This window comes from Paenibacillus sp. FSL H7-0323, from assembly GCF_038002725.1.
In the GTDB taxonomy this organism is placed as follows: domain Bacteria; phylum Bacillota; class Bacilli; order Paenibacillales; family Paenibacillaceae; genus Paenibacillus_AQ; species Paenibacillus_AQ odorifer.
Window position 1 is genome coordinate 5,241,994 of the sequence record NZ_JBBODB010000001.1, and the last position, 25,450, is coordinate 5,267,443.

Sequence of the window (25,450 nt, forward strand, 5' to 3'; positions counted from 1 at the left end):
GGTTGCAGATCGTACTCCTTTCAGGGGGATCGGGGAAGCGGTTGTGGCCGCTATCAAATGAGATCAGGTCAAAAGCTTTTTTAAGGCTGCTTCCAACAGAAGCTGGCGGTATGGAGTCGATGATCGAGCGGGTATGCAGAGGGCTGGAAGAGGTAGGTTTGTTGGATTCAAGCTGCATAGTGACTCATCGCAGTCAGGTGGAGATTACTCGCAAATCCGTTGGTGCTCAAGTCCCTTTATTAGCGGAGCCGCAGAAACGGGGGACTTTTACTGCAGTAGCTCTGGCGGCAAGTTATCTGCATTCTGTGAAGGGTATGGACTCAAAAGAGATCGTAGTGGTCATTCCGGTGGATTCGTATGTGGAGACTTCTTTTTTTAAACAGCTTCATCAATTTCCAAGTGTGCTTGCCGAATCACAAGCGGACATTGCTTTGATTGGTGTTTTACCTGAATTTCCTTCTACACAGTTCGGTTATATTCTGCCGGGTGAAGGGTCTGGGGTAGGGGGGACGTCTTTTTTAAATGTTAAGCAGTTTGCGGAGAAACCGAACGAATCGACAGCCGCCGAGTTCATTTCTCAGGGAGGACTGTGGAATTGCGGCGTGTTTTCCTGCTCATTAGGGTACTTGCTCTCAAGTATGATCGAACGGGATCTTCCAGTAGATTACATGGAGTTTATGGAGCATTATGATCAATTGCCAGAACGAAGCTTTGACTATGAGGTGCTAGAACACACGCGGCGTGCGATAGTCATCCCCTATATTGGGGTGTGGGCGGATATTGGCAGCTGGGATGCACTTGTTCCCCATTTGCAAGGAAGAGTAATTGGCAGTGGGAGTATTTCTGAGGATTCAAAAGGTACCCATTTGATCAACGAACTCTCTTGTCCTGTGCATATCATCGGCGCTCCTGGTTTAATCGTGGCGTCGGGGCCAGATGGCATTTTGGTTGCTGGGATAGAGCAGGCAAAACGAATTAAGCAGAAGCTGGAGGGCCCTGCAGCGAAGCCGATGATTGAAGAAAAACGCTGGGGCACCTCACGCATTTTGGACTTCTCTCGTACGGCGGCAGGTATTGAGGTTACGACCTCTAAAATAACTATTTTGGCAGGCGAGCACACCAGCTACCATTTTCATCGGCATACTAAGGAAGTTTGGTCTTTTCTTTCTGGAAATGGAGAATACCGGATGAATGGCCATCTTCATGCGGTTGCCGCCGGGGACACGGTCACGGTACCTGCTGGTACGAAGCATGGACTGCGGGCCATTACAGCGCTCGAATTAATTATTATTGAACTGTTGGAATTTCCTGAGGTGGATGACTACGTACGAGTGTCTGTCGAATGGGAGGGGGAGGACAGCTTCCTTGATGATTTGGGATGAATGGAAAGGTAGTTCGCTTTAACCCGGAGGCAGTTGTAGACATGGGGAGATTGACCGGCTGAAGTGAAATAGATGTATTCAGTGCAACTATTTCGTGGAGTAGCGAATCCCTTGCGATTTAGATGTAGTTTGTACAGTTAAAAATCGCGAATTTTTACGTTTTGAATAGATTTGCTGAATATAAGTGTACAGAGTGCAATTAAATCCGAATTAGCGCCTAAAAGAGGGCATTTAACTGTACGAAGTACAACTAATTCTTGAGAGGGACGGGGGATGCAATAGGCAAGCCACAGTAAGCTACAGGACAGCCACAGTAAGCTACAGGAAAGCGATAAGTAAGCTATAGGTAAGCCACAGTAAGCTACAGGAAAGCGATAAGTAAGCTATAGGCAAGCCACAAGTAAGCTACAGGCACGCCACAACCTAAACCTAAAGTGTAAATGAGAGACCCCTACCTAGCAAAAATAAACCCACAAATAGCACCGTGAGCAGAACTGCCCACGGTGCTATTTGTGCATCCGCTGCTTTATGCAGAAATTATTCTTTAGAATTTCTTTTCAAAAGATGCTCAATTCCTGCCGCGACTCCGTCTTCCTCATTACTGGTGGTGATGAATTCAGCCATTTCCTTAAGAATTGGCGCTGCGTTAGCCATAGCAATCCGGTAGCCGGCCTTCTCGAACATCGGCTGATCGTTATAACTGTCGCCCATGACAGCTACATCCGCTAGCGGGATACCATAATGGTCAGCAAGCATGGTTACACCGGAGCCTTTGTTGGCCTCTTCATGGTTAATCTCGATATTATTTACATGGGAGGCGGTAATAATTAAGCCCGGAATAGCTGCGAAGCGGGTGGAAGCTTCCTTGAGCAGCTCTCGGTTTAGAGAAAAAGCCAATGTTTTATAAATAACATTTTCCTCCTTGCTCCACACCTCTTCCATACTCTCCACATAGGTAACCGCTGCTTGTTGAAACTGTTGATCGATCATTGCTTTCAGCAGCCAGCTGACTTCTTCAGGAACTTCTTCATCGCTTAGTGCAGATAATTTCTCTAACCGTACACGTTTGTTCAGCTCTACATAAACGTTATCCTCAGTGTATACCTCGTAATACAAGTCCGGAATTTCGTTCATCCAGCGCAGAGCGGGAATGATGTCTGCTTTATTCAGCGGCGTGCTTGCCGCGAGGGTGCGATCAGATAATGTGACGACTGCGCCATTTAGACTGACTACAGGACATTCCAGATCCGCTAGCCGAAGCTGACGTTCTGCATCCATAAAAGAGCGGCCTGTGGCAATGATAACAATGTGACCTAGTTTCTGAGCTTTTATAATAGCTTCGCGGTTTTTTGGACTGATGTTTCCTTCTTCGTTCAGTAATGTTCCATCCATATCTAAAGCAATCAGCATATTGTATGAGCTCCTTTTCCAGGTAAAGTGGTACTTTTTAAGGGGTATTGAAACGTTACTTGTATCTTATCATTAATATTCTGAAAACCAAAAACCATTTTCATGCAACTGTACAATAATGAACGTCCAACAAGAGATAAGAGGTTTTTACAGTATATTTTTAGATAATAGTTCAGTCGTGGTACAATAGTTATCAAACTAACCGACTAGCCGAATCTATCGTCAGCTTATGTTCGTGGAACGTGACCGACGGTATTTTTCCTGTGTAAGGACATCGGCAGCTGCTTATGTAAAGGGGACTATTTATGAGATCCAAAAACTTAGCCACCATGTCACTCGCCTTTATGGCATGTGGGTTTCTGATTACACTGTTTCTACCTGAAAACCTAGCCGTGATTCTACTGAGAGGTGGTTTCGAAGCCGGTTTGGTAGGGGGGATTGCCGACTGGTTCGCGGTAACGGCGCTGTTCCGCCATCCGATGGGGCTACGTATTCCACACACCTCACTACTGCTCAAGAATCGCGATAAGATCATCCAATCACTAATCACCGCGATGGAGACTGAGCTTCTTAACAAGGAAAGCATTGAGAACAAGCTGCGTAAGTTTGGCTTTATATCAATGGGCTCCAAGCTACTGACAAAGTTCTTTAGTAAAAAGAAGGCAAGAGTACAAATATTGGAGCAGCTTGGCGAATTCGTGTCTCGTCTTCCGGTAGAGAAGGCAGTACCGTTTCTGCAAAAGGCAGCCTCCGAATATGTTCGTGAAGCTGAGCTTGGCGTTGCGGCTGATAAAATAGTTACTAAGTTAATGAATGACGGTAAAGATGTAGCTGCTCTAGACTATGCGCTGGAAGGGGTGTCTACTTGGAGCGGACGTCCTGAAACGAAGGCTATGCTGGGCAAGATTGCCAGCGAGAAATTGGCTGAAGTGAAGCTTGGCGGACTTAAAGGTATGGCTTTTCAGGCTTTTGTCGGGTTTATGGATGCAGATATGCTTGGTGAAATGCTGCAAGGTATGTTGCAGTCCGGTATCCGCGATTTTCGGGAAGAGGATAGCCCATACCGTGAAGAGATTATCCGCGAGATTCGAGTGGCCCTGTTCCAGATTGTTAATGACGAGGCTAGACTGGCTTCATTAAAAGAATGGGCAATAAATGAGCTTGAAGGCGAAGCAGCAACCGCATTTCTGCATACGCAATTGGAGAACATTCGCAGCAAAGCAATTTCCCTATTGGAGGAAGATCGGGCGGCTGGCGGACGCAAGCTGTTCACGCTCTATACCCTGCTTGTACGTCGTATTGGCAAGGAACAAGAATGGATCAGCAGCTGGGAAGAGCGGATTCGCGCTTCGCTAATTGCCTTTGTAGAGGCTAACCACTACAGAATAGGTCTTTTGGTAAAAGAGAATCTGGACAGCATGGATGACGCTAGTCTAGTGAATATGCTGGAAGATAAAGTGGGTAAAGATCTGCAATGGATTCGTGTGAACGGAGCTTTATGCGGGTTTGTCGTAGGGCTTGTGCTTACAGTTATTCAATTGATTTGAATGAAACTTACTATTTATTGTAAAATAAGGAAAAAAGAAAAGCAGCGATTCTCCCGTGAGGGAGGATCGCTGCTTTTTGTTGTTGCTCATGGCCTGTCTGCATCGTGGAGTAATAATCCTCCTCTGAGGCTTATGGACCGATATGACGTTATTTGTTAGTTCTTGGCTCTTGGAACATGCTTGCGGACTCCACTGGCGTTATTCCTATGGATGACGTTCATATGGGGCATTTTTCATGCCAATAGGGGTTATAGGGTCCTTAGCATTGCAAATGAGGGATAAAGCTGCGTTTGGGGTCAGCTGTGTCCGATAGCTACCTTGTATGCGCATATGTTACCTAATTCATACGGAGATTGGTGTTTAGCTCAAGCAAGCTCAAAAAGAAAGGGACCCAGCAGCCAGTTGATGGCTTAGGAGGCCCCTACTTTGGGTGAGTCTACAATTGCATTCCATCTGCAAGAGTTCTGTACCCTTGCTGTGGTGTTGCAGAAGCTTGATACAGCTGTTCTAAATGGTTTGCGGTTCGCTGCCAATTGAAGGCTTCAAGCGCATCTGCTCTCCCTTGTGATCCGATGGTAACTGCCAATTGTGGATGGCGGGCTATCCGCAGCAAATGCCGGGCAAAGGGTAAAGCCTCGCGATATCGTTCTACCAGATAACCGTTATGGCCAGAGGCGACAATCTCTCGGATGCCCCCATTATTAGAAGCGATAACAGGTAGACCGGAGGCCATAGCTTCTACATTAACAAGGCCGAAGGATTCATGATTCTGGGAAGGGCATACAAAGCAGTCTGCCGCCTGATAAAGGGTGTGTATATTCTCATGAGCCACATTTCCTAGAAAAGTAACAGACACTCTCAGTCGCCGTGCAAGGAGCTTCAACTGCCGTATGTACGACGGTTTGCCTTTGCCGGCGATGACCAGATGAGCGGGGAGGTGTTTGTTTAAATGCGACATAGCACGTATTAATATAGGCACCCCTTTGCGGGGGATAACCCGACCAACGAACAAAACGGTAAAGGTCTGCGGGAGTCTGTAGAAACTACGAAGCTGTTGTTTTTCAGATATCTGCACAGGGGTAAACCGGTCAAGATCAGCTCCCAATAAGACAATATGAATCCCTGTGGTCAGTTTCGGGAAGCGGCGATCCAATCTTCGCTGTAAGGAGTGGCTGTTGGCAATGATCAGATCCGCTTTTGCCAAGGCATGGGCCACTTTATCTGTACCCGGTGTGAAGGTAAGCGAGTGCAGGAACAGAAATACCGGGATATGAGGAAGCTGCTTCTTTACAGCAGACATAAGATGGGGGCGATTATCAACCTGAATGATGTCAAAGGATTCTTTCTGAATGTATTCTAATACCGAAGTAAGATAATGGGCTGGGGTGCTTGCAGGCAATCGGATAATTCTGACCTGCTCCAATATAGTGGCAGCAGGTAGTCCAGGTACCTTCCGACTTACAATGGTTACCTTATGTCTCTCCGCCAGTCTTCTGGCAATGGCCCGAATGCAGATTTCTACAGAACCGTCTCCCGGAACTGGGAACTGCTCCGGTGCAATGATACAAATGTGCATGGTTCACGCCTCCTTTTATCCGCTAATGGATATCCTCTTCCACCATATGCAACACAGTAAACAGTAGATACATCCGAAAGCGGAGAGGGCGTTTCACTCATGCCATTTGTACAGTTGCAGCATAAAATACTAAGGCTTACTAAGGCCGTGATTATTTTTTGAGGGACAGGGGAGAGGACAGTTGGGAAAGAAGTTAAAGTCTGCATTGACCAGCAAATGGATTAAAACCAAGGTGCTCATGCGAAGCGCTGAAATTTCACCGTTGATTCCCGAAACGATAAAATTCAGTAAAGTCAATCTGAAAGCTATGCTGCTGAAATATGGAATGGTTTATGTTAAACCGGAATACGGTACCTATGGCAATGGTGTGATGAAGGTTGAGCAGAGTAGAGAGGCTCATGGAACAGAATATAAGTACCAAAGTGGAACAAGACTCAAAACCTTTAGAACCTTCGACGCCTTCCATTTATCTTTAAAGAAAGCAACGCGTGGACGTAGTTACCTGATCCAGAGAGGAATAGTTTTGCTAAAGCACGGGAAACACCGCTTTGATATCCGTGTGATGGTCCAGCTCAGCCCGCAGGGCAAATGGGAAACTACCGGTCTGATCGGTCGGGTAGCTGAGAAAGGTAAGATTGTTACCAACTATCATAGCGGCGGCAAACTAACTGCTATGGAAAAGCTGCTGTCTCCTTATCTGAACGAAGCTCAGCAAGCGCAAATGCTTAAGATCCTGAGAAAGCTAGGAGAAGATACCGGACGTTTCTACCATAAGAAATATCCTGGGTTTAGACAGATTGGTGTCGATGTAGGATTGGATAGATCCATGACGCCTTGGATTATTGAAGTGAATACTAGTCCGGACCCGTATATTTTTAAACATCTTTCTGATAAAAGCATGTACCGCAAAGTAATGGCTTACCGCAGAGCGAATGAGAAGAAAAAGTCCGTTAAATGATCTGTTTCCTCGTATTTGCAATGACAGCAGAAATCTTTTGTTCTAATTCTATGATTTTTTGCTTGTGTGTTGCGATTTGGCGGTAACCGGAGACGAGTGAGGACAGAGACTGAGTGGTTAATGTAAGGTTTTGCTTGCGAATCGCTGCTTTGAAGTCACTCCAATCTGCGGAAATCCGTTTATTCAATGAGGTGACTACGCTTTTGTTTGATTTAATTGAGACCTGTGGACTATCAATGCCAGACAAGGTTTTGCGGGCATAGGTTATCTTTCGGGTACGTGTCTGTTTCGCTGCATTCAACTGATTCTGTCTGTCGCTAATTTCTTTGCGTGCCAACTGAACCAGGATCTTCATAGCATCACCTTGGGCTTGTAATACGGTATTCAACGTCTTGTTTTTAAGACCCTTGGCGATCTTGATACGCTTATTAAGCGCATTGTACTGGTCGAATAAGGGCTGATAGTGCTGTTTGCAGCTCTTAACGGTAGCCTCCAGTTGAGCTACGGTTTCTAAATCAATCTCTTTAATTTGCTTACGTACTGCAATCAGTGTTTGCTCATTATTATAGTGAAGGGTTCGGATCTGCTCCTCACGATTATTGTATTGCATCTTTAAAGTAGATAAATCATTGTACAGATTAGTCATCTTTATCCTTGTAGGACCGTCGGCAGTCGCAGCTGTTAGATCAAAAGCCGCTTGAATAGAGGGTGTTAATTCAGTCGTTGCTGCAGCAAAAGCTTCCGTTGATGTGCTTAACGATAGCAGGATCACCAGTAGTAGTAAGGGGAATGACTTTAGTGCGTTCATTAATTCGCTCCTCCTTTTGTCCGTATCCCTGAAGACAACAAAAAAGCACCCGTAGCAAAGGCAAAAGCCTTTATTACGGGTGCTTCCATCGTAATAGGTCACGAACGATATATTTATTCTTAAATATAAGTTGTTTATTTGCTAGCGTCAATAATTTAAATTTAAATATTTCCAATTTAAAATAATGCGCTAGACATTTCTTTCCCCAGTTCTCTTATCGTATACTGACATAAGAAGGTATGAGAGCTTTAGCACTAGCAACAAAGGAGGTCTGGCTTAAATGGGCAGCTCGGTAGAATTTAACGCAATTCTGGATCATGCATTTATGAGGTCTCCAGAAGGAATGGCCGTACTGTTTTCGAATAACGGCGATTTCAACTGGATAAAAGTCAATCCGGCTTTTTGCAATCTACTTGGCTTTACGGAGGCCGAGTTTCTTGCCGGGGCTCTTTTTACAGAATCGGAAAATAGAGAGGCACATTCAAAAGAGCTCTCCTATAGATTAGTAATGGACGAGCTTCAGAAATCGCCAGCGGGCAGCTGGAAGAAGGAACATTGTTTTTTAAACAAAGAAGGTCAACCCGTTTGCCTGTCTCTCATGTTCTCTGGATTAGGAGCAGAAGAAGGACAAGCCCCTTCGTATATTATAGTATACGCCGAGGATATTACGGAACTAAAGATCGCAGCTCAGGAAACGGTGGATCATCGGGATCAGCAGCAGCAAATGGAAGAACAAATTCGTCAAAGTGAACGCAATTATAGATTGATGTCTGAGAATTCGCTGGATTTAATCTCGCGTCATGCGGTCAAAGACAGTGTTTTCTTATATTGTTCTTCGGCTAGCCGTACCCTGCTTGGTTATGAACCTGAAGAGATGGTTGGGACAAGCGCCTATAATTATCTTCACCCCGATGATCTAGTTATGATGCAAGGTTTAATGGAGCAGAGCCGCAGCTCTGGCGTTATTCCGGCTGTAGCTTACCGCTACCGCCATAAGAATGGCACCTATGTCTGGTTCGAGTCGAGCAGTCGTTATACCTATGATGATGAGGGAAATGTCTTGGAGATTATAGCGATTGGGCGGGAAATTACGGAGCGCAAGCAGTTCGAGTTCAAGCTTAAGGAGAGCGAGCAACGGTATAAATCATTGTTTGAATACAATCCATCTGCTGTGTACTCTATGAATTTGCATGGAGACTATTTGACTGCCAATGCGAATTTGGAGAAGTTGACCGGGTATTCGCTGGAGGAACTGATCGGAATGTACTTTGGCCCCATTGTGCATGAGAAGGACATAGAGAAGACGTTGTATCATTTTAACTTAGCCGCCCAGGGTTATCCTCAAAGCTATGATCTAACGCTTATTCATAAAGACGGACACTTTGTAGAAATTAATACTACCAATATTCCGATCATTGTAGATGACCAAGTAGTGGGTGTGTATGGGATTTCCCGTGATATTACAGAGCGCATCCGTTATACAGAACAAATTGAGAAGCTTAGCAATGAGTATACCCTTATTTTAAATGCGGTTTCAGAAGGCATCTTTGGACTCGATATGGAGGAGAAGGTGACGTTCATTAACCCTGCAGGTTTGCAAATGCTGGACTATGAACATGATGAAATTATGGGCCATCCTTATTTGGATCATATTCAGCAAATAGCGCTTGATGGGAGCCATTATCGGCCGCAGGAATCTCCACTGATGAAGGCTATTAAGTCAGGTGTATCTTATCAGAGTAAAGATGCGGTCTTGTGGCGTAAGGACGGTTCTAGCTTTCTGGCGGAATACCAGGTAACCCCTCTGTTTGATAAAGGGGAGCCGAAGGGTGTTGTTGTAGTATTCCGGGACATCACGGATGAGAAGGAAATCATTCGGGCGAAGGAATCCGCAGAAAAAGCAGACCAGGCTAAGTCTGAGTTCTTAGCTATTATGAGCCATGAAATCCGTACGCCGATGAACGGAATTGTAGGGATGACGGATCTCCTGGCGGAGACGGAGCTTGATGAAGAACAGCTTGGATATACTGACATTATTAAGGAGAGCAGCAGCTCGCTCCTATCTATTTTGAATGAAATACTGGATTACAGCAAAATTGAAGCCGGAAAAATGATGATTGTAAATGAGCCCGTGCAGCTTCAAGCCGTATTGGACAGCGTAATCGATCTATTTACAGCTAAGGCTTTGGAGAAAAATATTCAGTTATCATGCAGCGTGGCACCTGGAGTCCCGCCACTGATTATGGGCGATGCCGGGCGGTTGCGTCAGATATTGGTCAATCTGGTCAGCAATGCAATCAAGTTTACAGATCGGGGCAGTATCAGTATTTACGTAGAGCAGAAGCTGTCCGCAGATCAAAAGAAATTAACTTTGAAATTTAATGTTAGGGATACGGGGATTGGCATTCCTCTAGAGAAGCAGCATCGGCTGTTTCAGTCCTTTTATCAGCTGCATTCCTCGTTTAATCGCAAATATGGCGGGACCGGATTGGGGCTGGCGATTTGTAAAAAGCTCGTTGAGCTGATGGGCGGAGCTATCGCAGTAGAGAGCAGTGAAGGAGAGGGCTCTAATTTCTATTTCACGCTGCAGATTAATCCTGATAGTAGTAAATCTGAGATAAATGTGGAAGATACAGTGCAGACAGAAGAACGGGAGACAACAATGGAAGGGGCAGCAGCTGCAGAAGGAGAATTGGATGCCGGTGCAAATGTAATTCTACTTCCGGAGGCAACTCCACATTGTACTCCTAAGTCTAGCCCTTTAAGAGGGGATCTATCCGAATGAAGCATGGACAGCCTCGGATTAGCAAGAAACTGCCTGCGGAGCCATATACACAGTGGGAGGTTGGGGTCGAATCCCCGTCCTCTGCATGTGGCCCAGCTACGATGGCAGCGTTAGCGGAGTATTGGAACACCCATTTAGGAGCGGACTTTATTCGGGGCAAAGGTCATTTTCCTTCCAAAGCCGCTCATATTAATTACATATACAGCCATCACGGTGGAAGACCTTGGGGGATGAGTGTGCGCCGTTTTACCAAAGGACTGAAGAACTATATCCATTCAGTGATTTTACCTAAGGATCAGCAAAAGTTACTTATTACTACGTTTAATGATTTTGAAGTATATAAAACAGAAATTGATGCCGGCCGGCCTGTGGCTGTTAAATTTGATAAGTGGTTTCGTCTGCGGTGGAGAGGTGAGTTTACTTACGATTACCATTGGGTACTAGGTATAGGATATGAGGGATTTGAGGACGGAGAGCGTGCTACCCTGATTGTCCACGATAATGGTGTGCGGTACAAGGACGGTAGAGTCACTCTAGGGAAAGAACGGCGTATTCCGTATTTTGCGAATAAAGACATTATTACGATGGTCGGGCTAGATATTGCAGATGCATCGAGGTAGAGGGATTGTCCTGACAAAATAGCTTGAAAAATTTGAGTCCAAACGTTTGCACTACTTAGACGATCATACTATAATCCAGTTAATAACTGGAAAAGGGGATAGGTGCTTTGTCCGTACAAAGGGAAATGAAGGAACCCATTTATTATGGGGATCCTGCGGCTACTAGAGGGATTTCCGTGTTTGCTCAGGAGTTTGATCAGTTATTCAGCTATGATGGGGACGATCTTGGCCTAACGTACTCACCGGGGAGTTCAGCTTTTTGTTTATGGGCGCCCACCGCTCAAGAAGCGGAGCTGGTACTCTATAATTCATGGCAGGGAGCAGCAGAGTGTAAGTATTCTATGATCCGTGATGTCCGGGGAACGTGGAGAATTACAGTTGACGGTGATTTAGATGGCAAGTTCTATACCTACCGAGTACGTCTTGGAGAACAGTGGAATGAGGCGGTTGATCCTTATGCACGTGCTGTAGGAGTGAACGGTGATAGGGGAGCTATTTTAGATTTACGCAAAACAGATCCGGAACGGTGGACGGAAGATAAGCCACCCTTGGATGATCCTGTGGATGCCATCATTTATGAGCTTCATTTGCGTGACTTATCCATTCATCCAGCAAGCGGTATGACCCATAAAGGACAATATCTTGCTTTGGCGGAAGAAGGAACCCGCGGACCGGAGGGTATTCTCACTGGACTCGATCATATCGCGAACCTCGGTGTAACCCATGTGCAGCTATTGCCTGTCTATGATTATTCTACAGAGAGTGTAGATGAGACGAGGCTGGATGAACCGCATTATAACTGGGGTTATGATCCGAAGAATTATAATGTGCCAGAAGGCTCCTATGCTACAGATCCATATGTGCCTGGACTGCGTATCCGGGAACTAAAAACAATGATTCAAGCACTTCATGATCGGGGTCTCCGCGTCATTATGGATGTGGTTTACAACCATGTGTACGATGGCTATCGTGTGAATTTCACCAAGCTGGTTCCCGGCTATTATTTGCGTTACAAGCAAGACGGAAGCCTGTCGGATGGCTCTGGCTGCGGGAATGACGTGGCTTCAGAACGCTTGATGATGTCCAGCTTCATCGTGGAATCCGTAGTTTATTGGGCCAAAGAATACCATATCGATGGTTTTCGTTTTGACCTGATGGGCTTGATTGACCTCGACACGATGGAGGAAATCCGGCGTCGTCTGGATGGGATTGACCCGTCCATCATGACGATTGGTGAAGGTTGGATGATGGGGACGGAGTTGCCGATGGAGCGGCTCGCTCATCAGAAGAATGCTGCGCTTCTGCCGGGAATCGGACATTTTAATGATGATTTCCGGGATGCCATTAAAGGGAATATTTTTCTGCATGATCAACCGGGCTTCATCAGCGGAATGATGGGACTGGAGCTTGCGATAAAGGCAGGGGTCGCGGGAGGCATTGCTTATGCCCCAGGCATTGGACAATTTGCCGTGGAGCCTCAGCAAACCGTCAATTATGTGGAATGTCATGATAATCATACGTTATGGGATAAAATATTACTGTCCACACAAGGGCAGACGGACAAACAGCGCCAATCTATGCATAGGTTAGCTTCTGCGATAGTGTTCATGAGTCAGGGAATCCCCTTTGTCCATGCGGGTCAGGAATTTATGCGCACGAAAAACGGGATAGAGAACAGCTATAAATCCTCGGTGAAGATCAACCAATTGGATTGGGAACTGTGCGCTGCTCATCAAGATGATGTGGTTTATCTGAAGCAGCTAATTGCCTTGCGTAAAGCACATCCGGCTTTCCGTATGCGAACGGCAGATGAGATTCGGAATCATCTAGTATTTGAAAAAGCACCGGTAAGTTCGGTAGCGTATACATTGCGTGGCCATGCTGGAGGCGATGCGGCGAAGCATATCTATGTGCTTTTTAATGCTAATGTAGAACAGACGGCTTTGGTTCTGCCACAGCTTGGTGCATGGAAAACAGTTTTTGGAGCCGATCTTGCGCAGAATCTGACGGGTAATAAGCTAACTATAAGCGGGATTGGAATGGTAGTACTGACGGTGAACTAGATGTTTTTTTACAGATAATTCTTCAAAAGCATGCAGTGTATTGTGCTCAATGAGTGCAGTACTCCGCGTGCTTTTTTGTGTGGAACTTTCTTTTGAATGGATGCTCTTATTTTACATAAAAAGGTGACATTACTCATTTTCGTTAAAGATATGGGGTGCTAATATTAAGGCATTTACTTTGGCGCTTTAGAGTGGCATAACAGCAGAAAGTGACAGAGAGTACTTTTCTTTGGTAGAGAGGATGAAAGAGATGGGGAAAGCAACCGGATTTTTAGAGTTTGAACGACAGACACCCTCCGAGTGTGAGGCATTGGAGCGAATTAAGAATTGGAATGAATTCTCGATACCTATGGATGAAGAAAAGCTGCGCGAGCAAGGGGCGCGTTGTATGGATTGCGGTACGCCATTTTGTCATGTAGGACGCCTGTTGTCTGGTATGGCTTCCGGCTGCCCTTTGCACAACTTGATTCCTGAATGGAACGATATGGTCTATCGTGGAAATTGGGAGATAGCGCTGAAACGTCTGCATAAGACTAACAACTTTCCTGAATTTACAGGCCGTGTCTGTCCCGCTCCTTGCGAAGGCTCTTGTACGGTAGGGATGAATGGCAAACCTGTCACCATTAAATCTATTGAGAAGTCGATTGTAGATAGAGGTTTTGCAGAAGGCTGGATTGTGCCTGAGCCGCCGCTTCATCGCACGGGTAAAAAGGTAGCTGTAGTGGGTTCAGGTCCGGCGGGGCTTGCCTGTGCGGCACAGCTTAATAAGGCAGGACATACGGTGACTGTGTATGAACGGGCGGACCGGATTGGCGGTCTGCTTACCTATGGTATTCCCAACATGAAGCTGGATAAAAAGACTGTACAGCGCCGGGTGGATCTGCTTGCAGCTGAGGGCATTACCTTCGTAACTCGAACAGAGATCGGCCGAGATCTCCCAGCATCACAGCTCAAGGCAGAGCATGATGCTGTAGTACTGTGTGGTGGATCTACACAGGCACGTAATCTGCCGATAGAAGGACGCGATTTGCGTGGGATTCATCAAGCTATGGAGTTTTTAACGCTGAATACAAAGAGCCTACTGGATTCAGGGCTTGCCGATGGGGAATATTTATCAGCAGCAGGTAAGGATGTAGTTGTAATCGGCGGTGGGGATACTGGAACAGACTGTGTAGCCACTTCGATCCGTCACGGCTGCCGCAGTGTGACTCAGCTTGAGATTATGCCACAGGCGCCGCTGACACGTCAGTCTAACAATCCTTGGCCGGAATGGCCAAAGGTGCTTAAAGTGGACTATGGTCAGCAGGAGGCCGCTTCACTGTATCAAGAAGATCCGCGCCGTTATCTGGTTTCGACGAAACGGTTTGTCGGCGATGAGGGTGGGCAAGTGCAGGAGCTGCGTACAGTGCGCATTGAATGGACTCATAATGAACAGGGACGAATGGTACCGGTCGAAGTGCCGGGCAGTGAGGAGACCCTGCAAGCACAGCTGGTATTACTGGCTTTGGGATTCACAGGACCCGAAGAAACTATACTGGGCGAGCTTGGGGTGGAACGCGATGAGCGGGGGAACGCCAAAGCAGAGTTCGGAGCACAAGTAACCAATGTAGAAGGTGTGTTCACAGCAGGCGATATGCGGCGCGGGCAAAGCCTTGTAGTCTGGGCTATTGACGAAGGGCGTCAGACTGCGCGCGAAGTAGACCGCTTTTTGATGGGATCCTCGAATTTGCCGTGAGTGTTAAGATATAGCGGGCAGGGCGTTCCTTTGGGAACGTCCGCTTTGCGTTGTGGTATGTTCAAGGTTAAGATTATTGTCTAAGCGCATATATACTTAAGTTAAGTTGAAAAGGAGAATACATGATGAAGTTAATGTTTATTTCCGACATTCACGGATCTTTATTTTGGCTGGAACGGGCTTTGGAAAAGGTGGAAGAAGAGCAGCCGGACAGTCTTATTATTCTAGGAGACTTTTTATATCATGGTCCAAGAAATCCGCTGCCAAAGGACTACAAACCACAAGAGGTTGCTAATAAGCTTAATGCATATAACAAAAACAAGCCGATAACCGCAGTACGTGGAAACTGTGACGCCGAGGTAGACCAAATGCTGCTGGAATTCCCGATGATGGGCGATTATGTTATGCTTTTGCACGAAGGCAGACGGATTTACGCTACACATGGTCATGGCTTTAGCATTGAGCATTTGCCGGCGCTTTCCGAGAAGGATATTTTTATTCAGGGACATACCCATATACCAGTTGCCGATGTAAAAGAGGGAGTGTATGTACTGAATCCCGGCTCCATATCGCTGCCTAAAGAGAATAATCCGAATTCCTATGCTATTCTAGAGGGCGGGCAATTTATCGTTAAGGATTTTGAAGGCAATGTGGTAAAAAAGATTACCGTATAGTGAGAGATATCGTTTAAAGGAACTCCTGAAGATTGAGAGATTGAATAAGGGAGACAACGCCGAAAGACAACATTACCAATCCGGACAGTTTGTTGAACATGAGCTGTTTCGAACGCCCTGACATTATGTTGATTCTGAACAAAGCGGTGCTCCCTGTCAAACCTATCCACCATAATGCGGAACCCAGAAAGACGCCGCTAACTAGAAACGGCATATTGGAGCTGCTATGAGACAGAAGGACGCCAGATGCCGAACTGGTCATGCGGCCGTTGCTTTTCAGTAATTCCAAGATTTGAAGATCGATGTCATCCATTGCAACCCACTCCTTTAAGCTAATTATATAAAATCCATTAGAAATGAAAATGGAATCACTAAAATAAGTAAAATTATTAAATGATATCCTGATTTATATTAAAATAATTAAATTTAGCTTCGTTGTTACGGATGAAAACTTAAATTTTTTAACTGTAAAATGGGGGCTGCGAACAAAAAAAATCCTTCCAACATTATTAATGACCCAGGGAATTGAGCACTAGAACATATTATTGTATGATGAGGAAGGAGTTTTAAGGGTAGGACTAGCTCCAAATATATTAGTAAAGGTAGTTAACACATGAATCCTAAAGATTTGAACTATACAATGCCACCGGAATGGGGCAAGCATGAACGTACTTTTATCTCCTGGCCGGTGCAGGAATCTATGTGTTTCCCGGATAACCACGAGTCAGTGTGCCAAGGTTATGCTGACATTATCACAGCCATCGCCGAGTTTGAACCAATCACGGTCATTGTGAACCCGGAGGATGTGGAGCGGGTAGAGCATTTGGTCGGCGGACCGAATGTAACGCTGCTGCCTATTGCGCATAGCGATGCTTGGCTGCGTGATAACGGACCTACCTTTATTGTTAATAAAGAAGGACAAATGGCAGGTGTGAACTGGAAGTTTAATGCTTGGGGCGGTAAATATTCACCTTGGGATCTGGATGACGAAGTGGCTCCGAAGATTCTGGAGCATGCGCAGATCACCCGTTTTGATGCACCGCTTGTGATGGAGGGTGGCTCGATTCATACGGATGGAGAAGGCACTTTGCTTACTACAGAAGAGTGTCTGCTTAACCTAAACCGCAACCCGGAGCTGAAGTGCGAAGAGATCGAAGAGTACGTGCGGAACTATACAGGTACAGAAGCTATTATCTGGCTGAGACGTGGCCTTAGTGGCGATGAAACCGATGGTCATGTCGATAATATTGCTTGTTTTGCTGCACCAGGCAAAGTTATTATCCAGGTCTGTGAGGACCCGCAGGATGAGAACTATGAGATTACGCAAGAGAATCTGCGTATTCTGGAGAACGCTACAGATGCCAAAGGGCGTAAGCTGGAGATTATCAAGATTCAGCAGCCACCACGGGTCGATCATGACGGCAGTCGTCTGACGCTCAGTTATTTGAACTTTTATTTCGTGAACGGCGGAATTATCTTGCCTGTGTTTGGGGGCACCGCGACAGAAACGGATACACTTGCTGAGAAAGTACTGGCTGGTTTGTTCCCGGATCGCAAGATTCGTACAGTTAACGGAATGGCCGTTATCACCGAAGGCGGAAATGTCCACTGCACTACGCAGCAAATGCCTGCACAGCTATAATTGAAGGAAACTAGACGTCCAAAGGGACATTTATATACAAGGAGGACAGATACTTGAGAAATGTAAAAGTAGCTGCGACACAAATGAGTTGTTCCAGCAATATTGAGGAGAATATCAGCAAAGCCGAGACATTGGTCAGAGAAGCGGCAGCACAGGGTGCGCAAATTATTTTGCTCCAGGAGCTGTTTGAGACCCCGTATTTCTGTCAAAAAGAGAAAGCTGATTATTACGCATACGCAACAGAGCTTGAGCATAACAAGGCGATTAATCATTTCAAAGCAGTAGCCAAGGAGCTGCAAGTGGTACTGCCGATTAGTTTTTATGAGAAAAAGAATTACGCGCGTTACAACTCACTTGCTGTAATTGATGCTGATGGAACGGTGCTGGGCAAATACCGCAAGAGTCATATTCCAGATGGCCCAGGTTATGAAGAGAAGTTCTACTTTAATCCGGGAGATACTGGCTTTAAGGTATGGAACACTCGTTATGCCAAGATTGGTGTAGGCATCTGCTGGGATCAATGGTATCCAGAAGCGGCTAGAGTAATGAGCCTGATGGGAGCAGAAATTCTGTTCTATCCAACGGCTATTGGGTCTGAACCGCAGGATGGATCGATCGATTCCAAGGATCATTGGCAGACCTGTATGCTTGGACATGCAGCTGCGAATCTTATTCCAGTCGTGGCTTCCAACCGTATTGGTGAGGAAATTGATGAGGATTCGAGCATTAATTTCTACGGTTCATCGTTCATTGCAGGTCCTCAGGGCAATAAAATCGTTGAGGCTGGACGTGAGGAGCAAACTGTGCTGGTAAGCGAATTCGATCTGGATGCTTTGGAAGTTGGCCGGATCGAGTGGGGAATCTTCCGTGACCGCCGGCCGGATCTGTATAAATTGATCGGTTCTTATGATGGAGATATCACACTTTAATAGGTTTAAAGTTAAATATGCTAAAGGCATTGCTAGAGAGAATAGAATCTCTGGCAGTGCCTTTTTCTGTTTGATGGTATTTTTTTTGAGAGTGATGTACGCATAAAACGTATAAAATAATAATATTGTGTTATATAACCTTACATTATTTAGAAAAGTTAATTGTCATGAATCCTTTAATCTGTTAAAATCTCTTTAAGTTATTTCCGAAAATAGGGGGAATGGGGATATGAAAATAAAAAGTCGTGTTTTAATGTCAGTTTTTATATCATTTGTGGTGGTTGCATTGGTAGGTTGTGGAGCAAATAACAGTAAAGCTGGTAACGAATCCTCAGCGGAGAAAATTAAGTTTGCCAGTGATGCCAGCTACGCTCCTATGGAGTATATGGACACGGATAAAATCAAAGGATTCGACATCGATTTCATTAAGGCAGTTATGGAAGAAGTGGGAATAGACTATGACGTAACGAACACAGGCTGGGAAACGATGCTGCAAAGTGTGAAGCAGGGAACGGAGTATCAAGCAGGGCTATCTTCAGTATCGATTACGGATGAACGTAAAGAAACCTATGACTATTCCATCCCTTATTTCGAATCTACCAATATGATTATGGTTAAAGAAGGCAGCGACATCAAAAACGCACTTGATCTTAAAGATAAAGTAGTTGCAATACAAGGGGCCACAACTGCAGATGACCTGATGAGCGGAATAATGGGTGTCGACAACCCTAACTTGAAACGTTTTGACAGCAATGCGGTGGCATTGATGGAACTGAATGGCGGCGGAGCCGATGCGGTCGTAGCGGATATTGCCATTGTACGTGAGTACATGAAAAACAATCCTAAGCAGAAGCTGGTGGGGATTGTAGACACGGAGAATTTCGGAGCGGAATATTACGGCATTCTTTACCCTAAGGGCAGTGAGTTAAAAGCGAAACTGGATCCGGCTATTAAGAAGGTATTGGAAAACGGAAAGTACGCGGAAATCTACAAAACTTGGTTCGGCGAAGAACCTAACCTGGATAGCTTATTGAACGCAAAATAAGGAAAAAACCTAATAAGCATGCGTAATGATAGCTATTGCGCATGCTTATTTTTTTAAAGAGAGATGACATAAAGAAGAGAAGGGGAGAGTCCTATGGATTTTAGAATGGACATTATCATTCATTATTTGCCCGTCCTTTTAAAAGGGACACTGCTGACTATTGGTATTTCTGTAGTTTCTATTTTATTTGGCTCTATTTTGGGACTGGGGATCGGATTTGGCAAAATGGCCCCAAAATGGTATTTGCGCTGGCCTTTTCATTCATATATCAATTTTTTTCGAGGAACACCACTGTATGTGCAGATTCTGATTGTTCACTTTGGAGTGATTCCTCCGCTTTACGGCAAAACCAATGCTCTAATTACTGCGTTTGTTGCTCTGTCGCTTAATTCGGCTGCTTATTCGGCTGAGATTTTTCGGGCAGGCATTCAGTCGGTTGATCGTGGGCAACGGGAAGCGGCTATTTCACTGGGGATGACTAGTCGGCAAGCGATGAGATTTATTATTTTACCGCAAGCGATCAAACGGATGGTTCCGGCTTTTGGTAACGAGTTTATTGTGCTTGTGAAAGACTCCTCTCTTCTGGCTTTGGTGGCTGCACCGGAAATAATGTATTGGACCAACACGATGAAAGGGCAATATTTGCGGATATGGGAGCCTTATTTGACAGCGGCACTTATTTATTTCATTCTTACCTATTCTCTTAGCAAGCTGCTGAATTACGTTGAACGGAGGCTGAAATAGGATGGAGCCTATGATTTCAGTACGGAACTTACATAAATCATTTGGAACAAATACGGTGCTGGCCGACATAAGTATCGATATTTTCAGTCAGGAGGTAGTGGTGGTTATTGGACCGTCCGGATCGGGTAAATCCACCTTTTTGCGTTGCCTTAATTTACTGGAGCAGCCGCAGGGGGGCGAGATTGTAATTGAAGGCACTTCTTTGATGGCGGCGAGTACGAAGATTAACGATATCCGTACAGAGCTTGGGATGGTATTTCAGCAGTTTAATCTATTTCCTCATATGAAGGTTATAGAAAACATTATGCTGGCGCCGGTTCAGGTGCGTAAATGGTCTCCGGATAAAGCGCGGCAAAAAGCGCTTGAGCTGCTGCAAAAAGTAGGTCTAAGTGAAAAAGCAGAGATGTATCCAGCCTCATTGTCTGGGGGGCAGGCTCAGCGGGTAGCAATTGCAAGGGCGCTGGCTATGGAGCCCCAAATTATGCTCTTTGACGAACCAACCTCAGCGCTTGACCCGGAGATGGTGGGGGAAGTGCTGGCGGTGATGAAGGAACTGGCCCGTGAGGGGATGACGATGGTCGTGGTGACACATGAAATGGGCTTTGCGCGTGAGGTGGGGGATCGGGTGCTGTTCATGGAACAAGGTGAGATTGTGGAAGAAGGAAGTCCGGAGCAGCTGTTCGGAAATCCTAAGCAAGAACGGACACGATCCTTTCTATCAAAGGTGCTGTAATTTTGTGGAAAGTAGAATCTTGTTATTTTATCAGGTATATTAGAAGAGTAACGGTTATTTCAGGGATTTATATGCAAAATCTGTCGGAACGTGGAGAGGAGGCTCTTGGGATATCTTTTGTTATCATAATCTAGCAGTGATAGAGGGAGAATACGATGAGCACATTTAAAAACTGGTTGAATACAGCCAAAAGCGGACTTACAGATCAAGTGAAGAAATTCAAAAATAAAGATTTCATGAATGCGGTAGTTGCAGGCTGCGCTTTGGTCGCTGCGGCGGACGGTAAAATAGAAGAAGCAGAGAAAAACAAAATGGCCGGCTATATGAATATGAGTAATGAATTGAAGGTATTTGACATGAGAGATGTCATTGCTCAATTCAACTATTACGTAAGTAACTTCGAATTTTCACCAGAAATAGGAAAACAAGAAGCTTTGAAAGCGATCGCTAAGTTTAGCGGCAAACCAGAAGCGGGCCGTCTGATCGTGGGTGTATGCTCGGCAATTGGATCAGCTGATGGTGATTTTGATGATTACGAAAAAGCAGTTGTGCGGAATATTTGTGGCGTCTTAGGATTAAACCCTAGCGAATTCAGTTTATAAATTAGGTGAAGTCATAGATAAAAGTTCGTTGAAACGTAATTTATTCTTTATCGTATCACTGATATAACACCTAAAAGCTAGACTAACAGATAATGATTTTTATCGGAAACGGAGGTACGTTGATTTGGCTGGAATTAATCTGGTAAAAGGTCAAAAGATTGATTTGACTAAAGGTAATGCGGGCTTGTCCAATGTAATTGTGGGCTTAGGCTGGGATCCAATTGAAGCCTCGCGGGGATTCTTTGGAGTCAAGAAACAGGCGAATGTCGACTGTGATGCCTCAGCACTGCTATTAAATGAGGATGGTAAGCTAACTAAGAAGGGTAACCTGATCTGCTTCCACAACAAGCAAAGTCCTTGCAACTCGGTCATTCATTCCGGAGATAATCTGACGGGTGAAGGCGACGGAGATGACGAGCAAATCATGGTTAATTTGAAAGCCATTCCTGCCGATGTTCACAAGGTTCTGGTTGTCGTTAACATTTACGATGCGGTGAATCGCAAACAGGATTTTGGAATGATCAAATCAGCGTATATTCGGGTAATAAATGCTGCCGGGAATAGTGAGTTGATTAAATTCAACTTGTCAGACAACTACACAGGTTTTACGGCACTTATTTGTGGAGAGCTTTACCGCCAAGGTGGAGAATGGAAGTTCGCTGCAATTGGTGAAGGCAGCCACGCCGCTCATATCAATCAACTTGCAGAACGCTACGTATAATCCAAATATAAGAAAAGAGGTATGTAATCATGGCAATTAATCTATCCAAAGGTCAAAAAATCGATTTAACGAAAACAAACCCAGGTCTATCCAAAATCACAGTAGGTCTTGGTTGGGACACTAATAAATATGACGGCGGAAAAGATTTCGATTTGGACGTATCCGTCTTTTTGACCAATGCTAGTGGTAAAGTTGATAAAGAAACCAACTTCATTTTCTTCAATAACAAGCAAAATGAGAATGCTTCTGTTGTTCATACCGGAGATAACCGTACAGGTGAAGGCGATGGTGATGATGAGCAGGTTCAAGTGGATCTTCAGAACATCCCTGCTGATGTAGACAAAGTAGCTTTTACTATTACAATTTATGATGCTGAAGCAAGAAGCCAAAACTTTGGACAAGTCTCCCGTTCCTACGTACGTATCGTAAACGATCTGAACAATGAAGAATTGATTCGTTTCGACCTCGGTGAGGATTTCTCTATTGAAACTGGTGTTGTTGTAGGCGAATTGTATCGTAACGGTGCAGAATGGAAGTTCAATGCTATCGGCAGTGGCTACAAAGACGGCTTGAGCGGTTTGACTCGCGACTACGGCCTGCAATAAATTTCATTCTGCATGCTAAAGATGAATTGAATTCATAAATGAAAGAAGGTTTTGTCAGTGACGATCAGTCTCTCTAAAGGACAACGGATTGATCTTACCAAGACTAATCCGGGTTTGACGAAGGTAGTAGTAGGGTTGGGCTGGGATACTAATAAGTATAGCGGCGGCCAAGATTTTGACCTTGATGCCTCAGCCTTTTTACTGCATGAAGATGGTAAGGCCAAGGGCTCCGATGATTTTGTATTCTACAACAATCCTTCGGGTGGCGCAGGTTCCTTGACTCATACGGGGGATAACCGTACAGGTGAGGGTGACGGAGATGACGAGCAGATTGTTGTTGATTTCAGCAAAATCCCTGCTCATATTCAGCGCATCGGAATAACGGTAACGATCTATGATTATGAAACTCGGGCACAAAACTTTGGACAGGTTTCCAATGCTTTTGTACGTGTAGTAGATGCTTCTAATGATCGTGAAGTGCTTCGCTTCGATTTAGGTGAAGATTTTTCAACTGAAACAGCTGTTGTATTCTGTGAGTTCTACCGCAATGGTGCGGATTGGAAGTTCCAGGCGATTGGAAGTGGCTTTGCCGGCGGTCTAAGCGCTTTATGCAGAAACTATGGACTGGACGCGCAATAACATCCAAGTGGGCGGGGTCATTACCGATCCTGCCCTTTTTATAAATATTTAGAGCAGTACAGACTCCACTTTGTGGGGTTCTTTTTTACAAAATTATTAGTTGGTTTACTCCATTTATAAAGGTGGCGTAAGAATGAGTGTTAACGTAGTCAAAGGGCAAAAAGCTGATCTGACCAAAGGCAATGCTGGACTTCATTCTATAATCGTAGAGATCGGCTGGCATGCTCCGGCTGCTCTGGAGATTGATAGCTCTGCTTTCCTGCTTGGATCAGAGGGTAAAGTAAGTAAAGACGAGGATTTAATATTTTATAATAATCCAGCCACATCTTATATTAGGTATAAGGATGTGCCAGGATTCAATGACCGCAAGCAATTCGAAGTTCAATTGGATAAGATTCCTTCCGATGTGATGAAGATTGCCTTTACGCTTACCATTTATGATGGGGAGAAAAGGGGTCAAAGTTTTGGGCAAGTTAGTCAGGCCTATTTTCGGATTCTCAATCAAGTGACAGGTGCGGAACTGCTCCGATGTGATCTCGACAATCTTTTCTCCGTGGAAACGGCCATTGTGGTAGGGGAATTATATAGATATAACAGTGAATGGAAGTTCAGTGCCATTGCAGCGGGGTTTGCCGGAGGTTTGAAAGAGATATGCAGCAACTTCGGTATTGAAGCGAATGAGGAGCCTGCTCCTGCTGCTCCACAGCCGGAGGTTAAGCCGCAGATTCCACCACAAATCTTCGCAACGCCGCCTGCGCAGCCAGTGAAACGTGAAGAGAGCTCTCCAGCCACACCCCCGCCTTCGCCAATGAATCTCAACTTGAAGAAAATCGAGCTGAAGAAAAAAGGCGATTCCATCAATTTGAAAAAATCAGCCAGTGGTGATTTAGGGGAAGTGTTGATTAATCTCAACTGGAACCAGAAGCAGGGCGGACTCTTTAGTCGTAAAAATGGCGTAGATCTAGATCTTGCTTGTCTGTATGAACTGAAGAATGGCAGTAAAGGAGTGGTACAAGCGTTGGGCAATGCCTTTGGCTCATTGAATCAACCTCCTTATGTCATGCTTGATGGGGATGATCGGACAGGCTCCGTAACTACTGGTGAGAATTTGCGTATAAATGGTATCAAAATTTCCGAGATTGAACGCATTCTAGTGTTTTCCTTTATTTATAAAGGGGTAACCAACTGGTCGGAGGCCGATGGGGTTGTCACCATCAAACAAGGCGGAGGACCTGATATCATTGTAAATTTGGACGAGCATAACAACCGAAAAGGGATGTGTGCCATTGCGTTATTCCGGAATGTAAGCAATGAAACATTTAGTGTTGAACGGCTGGTGCAATATTACAGTGGTCATCGTGAGATGGATGAAGCCTATGGCTGGGGGCTGCGCTGGGTTGCGGGCAGCAAATAATCGATTTTACCGGAGGCGCAAAGTGTAATGGATTGGTTCGCAGATTTTTTTAGAAATATTAGTGAGAATTATGGGCATTTTTTCTCATGGAGTGATGTAGTAGGTACACTCTCTGATCCTGTGAGCTGGGGGATTATCGGGAGCTTAATTCTACTAGAAGGTTTGCTCTCTGCAGATAATGCACTTGTGCTTGCCGTTATGGTTAAGCATCTACCTAAGGAGCAGCAGAAAAAGGCGCTTTTCTACGGTATCTTAGGGGCTTATTTGTTCAGATTCCTGGCCATTGGACTAGGGACATTTCTTATTAAGTTTACTTTGGTTAAGGTTCTTGGTGCACTGTATCTCTTTTATATCGCATATAAAGGTTTATTTAAGGGCAGTGGCGAAGAGCATACGGAGAATAAAGGCACTTCTTTTTGGAAGACGGTTCTCCTTGTTGAATTAATGGATATTGCTTTCAGTATTGACAGTGTTATTGCGGCATTTGGACTTAGCGATCAGGTTTGGGTTCTCTTTATGGGTGGTATCTTAGGGGTTCTGATGATGCGCGGAGTGGCGCAGGTATTCTTGAAGCTTATTGATAAATTCCCTGAATTGGAACAGGCAGCGTTCCTGCTTATCGCCATTATTGCGGGTAAGATGCTAGCGGGTGCTTTTGGTTTTGAATTGCCGCATGTCGTATTCTTTACAATCCTTATAGCGGTATTCGTGGGTACGATCCTCTATAGTGCTAGACGTAAGAAAAAAGATGCCCATAAAAGTGCATGATTAAAAAAGTAATTGCACCATAGAGAAGTCGGAGCCGATCATGCAAGAAT

At 45.1% G+C, this 25,450-nt stretch carries 23 protein-coding genes; 19 read left to right on the plus strand and 4 right to left on the minus strand.

All coding sequences use genetic code 11. The features are described 5' to 3' along the window. Positions 1 to 2: 2 nt before the first annotated feature. Entirely contained in the window at positions 3 to 1,382 is a 1,380-nt protein-coding gene (locus tag MHH89_RS23655; protein ID WP_341088279.1) for a sugar phosphate nucleotidyltransferase, read from the plus strand. Positions 1,383 to 1,919: 537 nt separating this feature from the next. Here the strand turns inward: MHH89_RS23655 and MHH89_RS23660 are convergent. After that, positions 1,920 to 2,792, minus strand: coding sequence for a Cof-type HAD-IIB family hydrolase (locus MHH89_RS23660; protein WP_076124725.1), 873 nt, complete (start codon positions 2,790 to 2,792; stop codon positions 1,920 to 1,922). Positions 2,793 to 3,097: 305 nt separating this feature from the next. On the opposite strand from MHH89_RS23660, the gene MHH89_RS23665 reads away from it, so the two are divergent. After that, the gene (locus tag MHH89_RS23665) at positions 3,098 to 4,339 is read left to right on the plus strand and encodes a DUF445 domain-containing protein (protein WP_076282373.1); all 1,242 of its coding nucleotides are present in this window, start codon (positions 3,098 to 3,100) and stop codon (positions 4,337 to 4,339) included. Positions 4,340 to 4,775: 436 nt separating this feature from the next. Here MHH89_RS23665 and MHH89_RS23670 read toward each other — a convergent pair whose 3' ends face one another. Continuing rightward, positions 4,776 to 5,915, minus strand: coding sequence for a glycosyltransferase family 4 protein (locus MHH89_RS23670; protein WP_341088282.1), 1,140 nt, complete (start codon positions 5,913 to 5,915; stop codon positions 4,776 to 4,778). 181 nt (positions 5,916 to 6,096) lie between these two features. Here MHH89_RS23670 and MHH89_RS23675 point away from each other — a divergent pair, with 181 nt between their 5' ends. Further along, positions 6,097 to 6,873 (plus strand): YheC/YheD family protein, encoded by a 777-nt coding sequence (locus MHH89_RS23675; protein WP_232061115.1) that lies wholly within the window; start codon positions 6,097 to 6,099, stop codon positions 6,871 to 6,873. Here the strand turns inward: MHH89_RS23675 and MHH89_RS23680 are convergent. After that, entirely contained in the window at positions 6,866 to 7,681 is an 816-nt protein-coding gene (locus tag MHH89_RS23680; protein ID WP_076220534.1) for a hypothetical protein, read from the minus strand. The two genes, MHH89_RS23675 and MHH89_RS23680, sit on opposite strands and share 8 nt — an antisense overlap. A 280-nt stretch (positions 7,682 to 7,961) precedes the next feature. Here MHH89_RS23680 and MHH89_RS23685 point away from each other — a divergent pair, with 280 nt between their 5' ends. From MHH89_RS23685 to yfcE, 5 genes are all read left to right on the plus strand, one after another. Continuing rightward, a complete protein-coding gene (locus tag MHH89_RS23685; RefSeq protein WP_341088284.1) occupies positions 7,962 to 10,466 on the plus strand; it encodes a PAS domain S-box protein in 2,505 nt (834 codons plus the stop codon). Further along, on the plus strand, positions 10,463 to 11,086 hold the full coding sequence (locus MHH89_RS23690) for a C39 family peptidase (protein ID WP_341088286.1): 624 nt from the start codon (positions 10,463 to 10,465) through the stop codon (positions 11,084 to 11,086). The genes MHH89_RS23685 and MHH89_RS23690 overlap by 4 nt, the downstream gene beginning before the upstream one ends. A 107-nt stretch (positions 11,087 to 11,193) precedes the next feature. Beyond that, positions 11,194 to 13,149, plus strand: a complete 1,956-nt coding sequence (gene pulA, locus MHH89_RS23695; protein WP_341088289.1) for a type I pullulanase — start codon at positions 11,194 to 11,196, stop codon at positions 13,147 to 13,149. Between the two features lie 250 nt (positions 13,150 to 13,399). Then, positions 13,400 to 14,884 carry a glutamate synthase subunit beta gene (locus MHH89_RS23700; RefSeq protein WP_341088292.1) on the plus strand — a complete coding sequence of 495 codons (1,485 nt, stop codon included), beginning with the start codon at positions 13,400 to 13,402 and terminating at the stop codon, positions 14,882 to 14,884. A 125-nt stretch (positions 14,885 to 15,009) separates the two neighbouring features. Beyond that, the gene (gene yfcE, locus MHH89_RS23705) at positions 15,010 to 15,558 is read left to right on the plus strand and encodes a phosphodiesterase (protein WP_341088822.1); all 549 of its coding nucleotides are present in this window, start codon (positions 15,010 to 15,012) and stop codon (positions 15,556 to 15,558) included. A 13-nt stretch (positions 15,559 to 15,571) separates the two neighbouring features. On the opposite strand, the gene MHH89_RS23710 is transcribed toward yfcE, so the two are convergent. Then, positions 15,572 to 15,871 (minus strand): AsnC family protein, encoded by a 300-nt coding sequence (locus MHH89_RS23710; protein ID WP_076282369.1) that lies wholly within the window; start codon positions 15,869 to 15,871, stop codon positions 15,572 to 15,574. A 300-nt stretch (positions 15,872 to 16,171) separates the two neighbouring features. Here MHH89_RS23710 and MHH89_RS23715 point away from each other — a divergent pair, with 300 nt between their 5' ends. The 11 genes from MHH89_RS23715 to MHH89_RS23765 all read left to right on the plus strand — a co-directional run bounded on the left by MHH89_RS23715 (position 16,172) and on the right by MHH89_RS23765 (position 25,400). After that, on the plus strand, positions 16,172 to 17,200 hold the full coding sequence (locus MHH89_RS23715) for an agmatine deiminase family protein (protein WP_341088295.1): 1,029 nt from the start codon (positions 16,172 to 16,174) through the stop codon (positions 17,198 to 17,200). Positions 17,201 to 17,253: 53 nt separating this feature from the next. Next, complete coding sequence (gene aguB / locus MHH89_RS23720; RefSeq protein ID WP_076124702.1) at positions 17,254 to 18,129, plus strand: N-carbamoylputrescine amidase; 876 nt, start codon at positions 17,254 to 17,256, stop codon at positions 18,127 to 18,129. A 229-nt stretch (positions 18,130 to 18,358) separates the two neighbouring features. Further along, positions 18,359 to 19,174: a transporter substrate-binding domain-containing protein gene (locus MHH89_RS23725; RefSeq protein WP_341088297.1), complete on the plus strand. Its 816-nt coding sequence runs from the start codon at positions 18,359 to 18,361 to the stop codon at positions 19,172 to 19,174. A gap of 93 nt (positions 19,175 to 19,267) precedes the next feature. Further along, positions 19,268 to 19,918, plus strand: a complete 651-nt coding sequence (locus MHH89_RS23730) for an amino acid ABC transporter permease (protein WP_076124698.1) — start codon at positions 19,268 to 19,270, stop codon at positions 19,916 to 19,918. Positions 19,919 to 19,928: 10 nt separating this feature from the next. Then, the gene (locus MHH89_RS23735) at positions 19,929 to 20,651 is read left to right on the plus strand and encodes an amino acid ABC transporter ATP-binding protein (protein ID WP_076276053.1); all 723 of its coding nucleotides are present in this window, start codon (positions 19,929 to 19,931) and stop codon (positions 20,649 to 20,651) included. 155 nt (positions 20,652 to 20,806) lie between these two features. Continuing rightward, positions 20,807 to 21,253 (plus strand): tellurite resistance TerB family protein, encoded by a 447-nt coding sequence (locus MHH89_RS23740; RefSeq protein ID WP_076124697.1) that lies wholly within the window; start codon positions 20,807 to 20,809, stop codon positions 21,251 to 21,253. A gap of 124 nt (positions 21,254 to 21,377) precedes the next feature. Continuing rightward, positions 21,378 to 21,974, plus strand: a complete 597-nt coding sequence (locus MHH89_RS23745; RefSeq protein ID WP_076124695.1) for a TerD family protein — start codon at positions 21,378 to 21,380, stop codon at positions 21,972 to 21,974. A gap of 29 nt (positions 21,975 to 22,003) precedes the next feature. Beyond that, positions 22,004 to 22,579: a TerD family protein gene (locus tag MHH89_RS23750; protein WP_036687420.1), complete on the plus strand. Its 576-nt coding sequence runs from the start codon at positions 22,004 to 22,006 to the stop codon at positions 22,577 to 22,579. Between the two features lie 57 nt (positions 22,580 to 22,636). Continuing rightward, positions 22,637 to 23,218, plus strand: a complete 582-nt coding sequence (locus MHH89_RS23755; RefSeq protein ID WP_036687422.1) for a TerD family protein — start codon at positions 22,637 to 22,639, stop codon at positions 23,216 to 23,218. 133 nt (positions 23,219 to 23,351) lie between these two features. Further along, the gene (locus MHH89_RS23760) at positions 23,352 to 24,632 is read left to right on the plus strand and encodes a TerD family protein (RefSeq protein ID WP_076124694.1); all 1,281 of its coding nucleotides are present in this window, start codon (positions 23,352 to 23,354) and stop codon (positions 24,630 to 24,632) included. A gap of 27 nt (positions 24,633 to 24,659) precedes the next feature. Beyond that, the gene (locus MHH89_RS23765) at positions 24,660 to 25,400 is read left to right on the plus strand and encodes a TerC family protein (protein ID WP_036687425.1); all 741 of its coding nucleotides are present in this window, start codon (positions 24,660 to 24,662) and stop codon (positions 25,398 to 25,400) included. The last annotated feature ends 50 nt before the right edge of the window (positions 25,401 to 25,450 follow it).